At 67.8% G+C, this 7193-nt stretch carries 12 protein-coding genes; 5 read left to right on the top strand and 7 right to left on the bottom strand.

Annotated elements, in window-relative coordinates:
• A partial coding sequence (locus tag AC1DXV_RS28875) for a hypothetical protein (protein ID WP_477936848.1) occupies positions 1-345 on the top strand: 345 nt, incomplete at its 5' end.
• Between the two features lie 162 nt (positions 346-507).
• On the opposite strand, the gene AC1DXV_RS28870 is transcribed toward AC1DXV_RS28875, so the two are convergent.
• The 6 genes from AC1DXV_RS28870 to AC1DXV_RS28845 all read right to left on the bottom strand — a co-directional run bounded on the left by AC1DXV_RS28870 (position 508) and on the right by AC1DXV_RS28845 (position 3589).
• Positions 508-984, bottom strand: a complete 477-nt coding sequence (locus AC1DXV_RS28870) for a hypothetical protein (RefSeq protein WP_477864666.1) — start codon at positions 982-984, stop codon at positions 508-510.
• Between the two features lie 99 nt (positions 985-1083).
• Positions 1084-1509: a DUF2809 domain-containing protein gene (locus AC1DXV_RS28865; RefSeq protein ID WP_477864667.1), complete on the bottom strand. Its 426-nt coding sequence runs from the start codon at positions 1507-1509 to the stop codon at positions 1084-1086.
• Positions 1506-1634: a hypothetical protein gene (locus AC1DXV_RS28860; RefSeq protein ID WP_477936846.1), complete on the bottom strand. Its 129-nt coding sequence runs from the start codon at positions 1632-1634 to the stop codon at positions 1506-1508. Before AC1DXV_RS28860 ends, AC1DXV_RS28865 begins: the two co-directional genes overlap by 4 nt.
• 7 nt (positions 1635-1641) lie before the next feature.
• On the bottom strand, positions 1642-2049 hold the full coding sequence (locus tag AC1DXV_RS28855) for a group II truncated hemoglobin (RefSeq protein ID WP_477864668.1): 408 nt from the start codon (positions 2047-2049) through the stop codon (positions 1642-1644).
• The gene (locus AC1DXV_RS28850) at positions 2046-2813 is read right to left on the bottom strand and encodes a MinD/ParA family protein (protein ID WP_477864669.1); all 768 of its coding nucleotides are present in this window, start codon (positions 2811-2813) and stop codon (positions 2046-2048) included. Before AC1DXV_RS28850 ends, AC1DXV_RS28855 begins: the two co-directional genes overlap by 4 nt.
• Positions 2814-2926: 113 nt before the next feature.
• Complete coding sequence (locus tag AC1DXV_RS28845; protein ID WP_477864684.1) at positions 2927-3589, bottom strand: GGDEF domain-containing protein; 663 nt, start codon at positions 3587-3589, stop codon at positions 2927-2929.
• Between the two features lie 280 nt (positions 3590-3869).
• On the opposite strand from AC1DXV_RS28845, the gene AC1DXV_RS28840 reads away from it, so the two are divergent.
• The 3 genes from AC1DXV_RS28840 to AC1DXV_RS28830 are packed head-to-tail and all read left to right on the top strand — an operon-like array spanning position 3870 to position 6554.
• A complete protein-coding gene (locus AC1DXV_RS28840) occupies positions 3870-4727 on the top strand; it encodes a CheR family methyltransferase (protein WP_477864670.1) in 858 nt (285 codons plus the stop codon).
• Positions 4728-4770: 43 nt separating this feature from the next.
• On the top strand, positions 4771-5415 hold the full coding sequence (cheD, locus tag AC1DXV_RS28835; RefSeq protein WP_477936844.1) for a chemoreceptor glutamine deamidase CheD: 645 nt from the start codon (positions 4771-4773) through the stop codon (positions 5413-5415).
• A 44-nt stretch (positions 5416-5459) separates the two neighbouring features.
• On the top strand, positions 5460-6554 hold the full coding sequence (locus tag AC1DXV_RS28830; protein WP_477864672.1) for a protein-glutamate methylesterase/protein-glutamine glutaminase: 1095 nt from the start codon (positions 5460-5462) through the stop codon (positions 6552-6554).
• Positions 6555-6572: 18 nt separating this feature from the next.
• Here the strand turns inward: AC1DXV_RS28830 and AC1DXV_RS28825 are convergent, their stop codons facing one another.
• The gene (locus AC1DXV_RS28825) at positions 6573-6869 is read right to left on the bottom strand and encodes a hypothetical protein (protein ID WP_477864673.1); all 297 of its coding nucleotides are present in this window, start codon (positions 6867-6869) and stop codon (positions 6573-6575) included.
• A 101-nt stretch (positions 6870-6970) separates the two neighbouring features.
• Between AC1DXV_RS28825 and AC1DXV_RS28820 the strand changes: the two genes are divergently transcribed.
• The coding region (locus AC1DXV_RS28820) for a LysR family transcriptional regulator (protein ID WP_477936842.1) at positions 6971-7193 on the top strand (223 nt) is incomplete at its 3' end.

Genomic DNA, 7193 nt, shown 5'->3' with positions numbered 1-7193 from the left:
ATCCCGAACCCGGGCGCGATCCAGGGCATCACCGTGCTGCAAGGCGGCAAGACGCTGCTGAACTCCCAGGCCAGGGCCGCCAGCACCGCCGTGCGCGCGCAGGCGGTGTCGGCTCCGCGGGTGCAGGTGCAGGAAAGCGGCGGTGCGCTGACGCTCACCTGGGATGCAGCGCGTCACCCGTACCTGACCGTGACCTGGGTCGGCACCGAGCAGCGCCGCACCCTGGCGCAGGACCTGCGCGGTGGCAGCGTCACGCTGTCGAGCGCCGACCTGCCGACCGGCGGCAGCTTCGAATTGGGGTTGTCCGATGGTCTGAACGCGGTGCGGATGAACCAGGCCCGCTGATTCCCAGCGGACCCCGGCAACAAGGGCGCTCAGACGCCCCTGTTGCGCAGCAGGGCCCGTGCGCGGCGCCGGGCACAGCCTGAGGATGATCCTGCGGTGCCTACGGGTACCTGGCTGGCCTGTCGTCTCCGACTTCGAACGACTGGCCACCAGCCCAACGGCTTACGGCGTGCAAGGTTCCGGGATCTGCGTAGCTGCCTTGCGCGCGCCCCAGCTGACGTCCTGCCGCTGGAGCCTCTCGACGACCTCGTTGACAGGCACTGCAACCACGTCGAGGCTGCAGCTTTCGCTGCCTTCTGCGGCGTGGAACACCGCCACATACTTCAGCCTTTTCTGAGGGATGAACAGGACACGCTGGGAGCAACCACGCTGTCCTTTCGGCGGGCCGGCGGCGATGATGAAGGGAACGCCTTGGCCCAAGCCCAACTGTTCGGGCTCGGTCGTGTTCGCGTGGAAACTGAACCTCATCCCCGAATCTTCGGCCACGCAGCGCGCTTCTGGCGTCACCGTGAACAGCGTAGAAGACAAGTTCTTGCTGGCCACGAAGAGAATCTGTGCCAGCTTCTCCTCGGCTTGCGCGAAGGTGCCATGGCAGAGGCTCAAAAGCCCAACGACAAATGGCAGCAGCTCTCTTTTCATGTTTGCACTTCCCGCGGTACGAGTGTCATCTGTCGATTGTCGCCGGAGCCGGGAGCCTCACCTGCGAACAATCGTCCTCGCATGCCTCGTTTACCGAGTTCACGAACCGCTTTTAACCCCCGATTCCCCCAGCCCGCAGATGTTTGTCTTGAGCAGATCGAGCGCGCGGCAGATCGCCCAACCACACCCGTAGGCCACCAGATCCCACACGTCGAAGGTGGAGCCCAGTGCGATGCGCAGAACGCGGTGCAGCACTGTCTGCCCGTGCAGGCCCAGCACGTCGACCATGCCCAAGCCTTGCAGTCCCTCAATTGCACATGCGAACAACAGCGCCCACAGCGCCAGCCGCGCGGCCGGCTGTACCACGCAGGTCCGCAGCAAGGCGTACACCAGCACAACCACCAGCACGTCGCCGCCAAAGCCGCGCAATACGCCCGGTGGCACATAGCGGGCGATGGCCACTTCGACGGCCAGCAGCGCCAGGGCGGCGAGCAGCCAGTGGGGGCGGAAGGTGAATGTGTTCATGGCGTTTCAGGCTGGGCGGTGGGTTGGCTCTGCAGTCGGCTGTACCAGTCGACCTTGCGCGTCAGCATCATCACCGCGGCCAGCACGCGGTGCGCGTCTCGCACACTCGCTGACAGCGACAACAAGGGCGCCTCAAACGCCCTTGTTGCGCATCCAGTCCGCGGTCTGGAAGAAGGATTCGCGCAAACGCGTGATCAGCGCCGGGTCGAGCCCGGTCTCCTGCATCGCCTGGTGCATGCAGGCGAGCCACTGGTCGCGCTCCAGGATGCCGATCGAGAACGGCAGGTGGCGCGCCCGCAGCATCGGGTGGCCGAAGCGCTCCACGTAATGCTGCGGCCCGCCGAGCCAGCCGCACAGGAACCAGAACAGCTTGTCGCGCGCGGAGTCCAGGCTGGGCCCGTGCGCGGCGCGCAGCGCGGCATAGCCGGGCTCCAGGTCCATCAGGTCGTAGAAGCGATCGACCAGCGCGCGCACGACGCTCTCGCCACCGACCCATTCGAACGGCGTGGCGGGCTTGGATTCGGGTGCGGCCTCGCTCACGGCATTGCGAGCTTGGCGGCGATCGCGACGATCGCCTTGGCGGCCTCGCAACCGGGCAGCGATTCGAGCAGCAGCTGCCGCTTCTGCACCGCCTCGCGCACCGAGGGATCGATCGGCACCTCGCCCAGCAGCTCGAGCTTCAGCGACGGGTCGGGCCCGGCCAGCTGCGGCGCGACGAACTTGTCGACCACCTGCTGCAGCTGCCCGCGGATCACGCGGCCTTCGCCGGCGCGATTGACCTGGTTCACCACCAGCGAGATCTTCGTGCGCTGCTGCTGCGTCGCGAGCACCTTGATGGTCGCGTAGGCATCGGTCAGCGAGGTGGGTTCGGGCGTCGCGACGACCAGCACGTCGTCGGCCAGCGAAACGGCGTACAGCACCACGTCGGAGATGCCGGCGCCGGTGTCGAGCAGGATGCGGTCGTAGCGCGGTGCCACGGTCTCGATGATCTTCAGCAGCTGTTCGCGGATCTCGGCAGTGAGCCGCGAGTACTCGACCAGGCCGGATCCGGCCAGCAGCACCGAGAAACCGCCCGGCGCCGGCAGGATCGCGTCTTCCAGCTTCGACTTGCCGGTGAACACGTCGTGCAGCGTGATCTTCGGGAACAGGTTCAGCACGACGTCGAGGTTGGCCAGGCCGAGGTCGGCGTCGAGCACCAGAACCCGTTCACCGCGGCGCGCCAGGGCGGCCGCGAGGTTGGCCGACACGAAGGTCTTGCCCACGCCACCCTTGCCGCTGGTCACGGCCATGGTGCGCGCCGTCATGACAGCCCCTCGTCGGACGAGTACGTCCGCCGATCCCCCGAGGGGATGCCGGCCGGCTTGGGAGCGGCCCGGCGCTCGGCCGGCGAAGCGTTCAACGAAGCTGATCCCATGAGTTACTCAATGTCCTGGAACTGCGAGGTATTGAACAGCATGCCCTTTTCCTCGGCGCTGACCAGCGACACCGGCGGCTGCTCGAGGCAGGCGCGGTTGCGGCCTTCGCGCTTGGCGCGGTAGAGCTGCTGGTCGGCGCGTTCGATCCACAGCGTGGCCGAAGAGCGCACCCACTGCGGCGCGAACGCCCCGCCGAGGCTGATCGTGACCGTCAGCGATTGCCGCCGCGCCACCGTGACCGGCGTGCCCTCGACCTTGCTGCGGATGCGCTCGGCCACCATCTGGCCGAAGGCCGGCGGGCAGTTGGGCAGGATGATCGCGAATTCTTCACCGCCGAAGCGGGCCACGGTGTCCATCGGCCGCACGCAGCTCATCAGCGAGGCGGCCACGGCCTTCAGCACCAGGTCGCCGGCCGCGTGGCCGTGCGTGTCGTTGACCAGCTTGAAACGGTCGATGTCGACCATCAGCACCAGGGCCGGCTCGCCGGCGCGCGCCACGCGGTCGATCTCGCGGGCGAGCGCCAGCTCGAACTGGCGGCGGTTCGACAGCCCGGTCAGCGCGTCGCGGCTGGACAGGTCGCACAGCGCATCGATCACCGACTGCAGCCACACCGTCTGGCCCACCTGCGCGAAATCCGGCAGCGGATGCCCCGACTGGCCGAGCAGTTGCAACGCTGCGGCCAGCCGCAGTTGGGGTGCGGGAGTCGGGTCAGGCGTTGCGGGTACTGCTGGAGATGTGGACACGTCGAGCCCGGGGCTGTATGGATTCAGTCTAGCAGCGGACATATTCACGCCCGCCGGGGAAATACGCGGTGATTGGCACCCATCTCCCGCGTTCGCGGGATCTCAAGCTCCGCAGACTGGCAGCCGATAAGTCGTGGAGGTGGCTGCATCGGAGTCCGCTGGTCCCGTCTCGAACAACATCCGAACGATCTCTGGAGACTTCATGAGTGCTGCGTCCCCTGCCGAACTCGCCGCGCTGCGCAACGCATCCGACCAGGAGTTCAGCTTCGGCACGGCCGATTTCGAACGCGTGCGCCAGCTGATCTACCAGCGCGCCGGCATCAGCCTGCATGCGGGCAAGCAGGCGATGGTCTACAGCCGGCTGTCGCGCCGCCTGCGCGAGACCGGCCAGCGCAGCTTCGGCAGCTACCTGCAGTGGCTCGAAGGCGCCAGCGGCCCGCAGGCCGACCGCGAATGGCAGGAGTTCGTGAACTGCCTGACGACCAACCTGACCTCGTTCTTCCGCGAGGAACACCACTTCCATGCGCTCGCCTCCGACCTGAAGGCGCGCGCCGGCCAGTCGCTGCGCGTCTGGTGCAACGCCGCATCGACCGGCGAAGAACCCTATTCGATCGCGATGACCTGCGCCGAGGCGCTCGGCCACAGCGCGGTGCGCATCGTCGCGAGCGACATCGACACCAATGTGCTCGCCACCGCCGGCCGCGGCGTCTACCCGGCCGATGCGCGCGGGCTGACCGCCAACCACCACCGCGCCCACTTCCTGCGCGGCAAGGGCGACAACAGCGGCTTCATCCGCGTCAAGCCCGAGCTGGCGCGCATGATCGAGTTCCGGGTGCACAACCTGATGGACGCGCGCTGGTCGCTCGGCGAGCCGTTCGACATCGTGTTCTGCCGCAACGTGATGATCTATTTCGACGCGCCGACGCAGCGCAAGGTGCTGGAACGCATCCACGGCGTGATGAAGCCCGGCAGCCTGCTGTTCGTCGGGCACTCGGAGAATTTCACGGAGTCCAAGGACATCTTCCGCCTGCGCGGCAAGACGGTCTACGAACGGGTCTGAGCCTGCTCAAGCACCCCCCGCAGCCCGCCGATATGGAAAGACCATGGCCTTGATCAGCTCCAACACCCCCGCGGCCGGCTCCCGGCTCGATCGCCTGAAGGGCGCGCCGCGCAAGCCGGGAGAGGCCTCGTTCTTCTTCTACGACGCGCACTTCAAGAACGACGCCGTCAAGATCCTGCCCGGCGAGTACTTCGTGCACGACGAGGACATGCTGATCATGACCACGCTCGGCTCGTGCATCGCCGCCTGCCTGTGGGACCGCAACGCGAAGGTCGGCGGCATGAACCACTTCATGCTGCCCGACGGTGCCGGCGACTCGGGCCGCTACGGTTCGTACGCGATGGAACTGCTGATCAACGAGATGATGAAGCGCGGCGCGAGCCGCATGACGATGGAAGCCAAGGTGTTCGGCGGCGGCCAGGTCATCAGCGGCATGAACACGATGAACGTCGGCGAGCGCAACACCAGCTTCGTGATCGACTACCTGAAGACCGAGCGCATCCCGATCGTGTCGAAGGACGTGCTCGACATCTACCCGCGCAAGGTCTGCTTCCTGCCCGGCAGCGGCAAGGCGATGGTCAAGCGCCTGGCGCCGGCCCACACCGATGCGCTGGTGCAGCAGGACCGCGTCGCCGCGCAGAAGGCCGTGCCCGCCGCGACCGGCGGCGGCTCGGTGGACCTGTTCTGACAGACAACGACAAACGACCGCGAGACAACCTGCAAGGCACGAACATGGCAAAGACACGCGTGGTGGTGGTGGACGATTCGGCCTTGGTGCGCAGCCTGCTCACCGAGATCATCAACCGGCAACCCGACATGGAGTGCATCGGCGCGGCCAGCGATCCGCTGGTGGCGCGCGAGATGATCCGCAACCTGAACCCGGACGTGATCACGCTCGACGTCGAGATGCCGCGCATGGATGGCATCGACTTCCTCAGCAAGCTGATGCGGCTGCGCCCGATGCCGGTGGTGATGGTGTCGACGCTGACCGAGCGCGGCGCCGACGTGACGCTGCGCGCGCTCGAGCTCGGCGCGATCGATTTCGTCGCGAAGCCGAAGATCGGCGTCGCCGACGGCCTGCGCCTGCTGGCCGAGGACATCACCGACAAGGTGCGCATCGCGTCGAAGGCCCACATCCGCAAGCTGCACGTGCCGGCGAGCGCGCCGGCCGACGGCACGGCCGCGCCGGTTCGCCCGGCCGCCCCGATGGCCTCGCTCGGCCGGCTGTCGACCGAGAAGATCATCTTCATCGGCGCCTCCACCGGCGGCACCGAGGCGACCAAGGAAGTGCTGGTCAACCTGCCGCCGGACTGCCCGGCGGTGATGATCACGCAGCACATGCCGCCCGGCTTCACGCGCAGCTACGCGGCGCGGCTGGACGGCCTGTGCCGCATCCGCGTGAAGGAAGCGCAGGACGGCGAACGCGTGCTGCCCGGCCATGCCTACATCGCCCCGGGCGGGCTGCACCTGAGCGTGGAGCGCAGCGGCGCGAACTACATCGCCCGCGTGCAGGACGGCGAGCCGGTGAACCGGCACAAGCCGTCGGTCGAGGTGCTGTTCAAGTCGGCGGCGCGCGTCGTCGGCCCGAACGCGCTCGGCATCATGCTGACCGGCATGGGCGCCGACGGCGCGAAGGCGATGCGTGAGTTGCGCGACGCCGGCAGCTACAACCTGGTGCAGGACGAGGCCAGCTGCGTGGTGTTCGGCATGCCGCGCGAGGCGATCAACGCCGGCGCGGCGCACGAGGTGCTGCCGCTGACGCAGATTGCGCAACACCTGATCGAGCGTCTGCGCAGCACGTCAGGCCTGTCGCTGAACCGGGTCTGACCCAGGTCCGACCCCAGGTCACCAGCGCGACGGCAGTTCGCGCACGCCGAGGTGGAATTCGTCGACGCGGTGCGCTTCGACCTCGCGCCGGCTCTGCGCGTGCGACACCACCCACTCGGGCGCGCCGATGTCTCGCAGCGTGCGCGGGTTCAGGTCGAGCACGGCGTCGTAGCGGTGCTCGCGCTGCCGGCCCTCCCTCCAACGCTGCCACGCCTCGACCGGCGCGAGCAAGGCCTCGCGCCAGCGATCCGCCCAGCGCACGGCGACCGGACGGCACAGGGGCAGGCTCGGCTGAAACACTTGCGGCGTCGACATGGTGGGCTCCTTCTTGATCGAGTGCTGGTAAGCATAGAAGGCGGCACCCTGGGAAGGAATCGATTTGTTCAGCGCCAATTGGTCAGCTATGCTTACCAGTCATGCCGAACCATCGCCTGCCACTGAACACGCTCCCGGCGTTCCGCGCCGTCGCCCGCCTGTCCAACCTGCGCGCCGCGGCCGAGGAGCTGAGCCTGACCCACAGCGCCGTCAGCCAGCAGATCAAGCTGCTCGAGGAGCAGCTGGGCTTCGAGCTGTTCGACCGCCGCGGGCGGCGCATCGCGCTGAATGCCGCCGGGGCCGCGCTGCTGCGCGCGGTGGAGC

This window comes from Rhizobacter sp. P3_C12 (assembly GCF_056402735.1).
The sequence above is the reverse complement of the archived record's forward strand: the minus strand, read 5'-3'. Positions and strand labels throughout refer to the sequence as shown.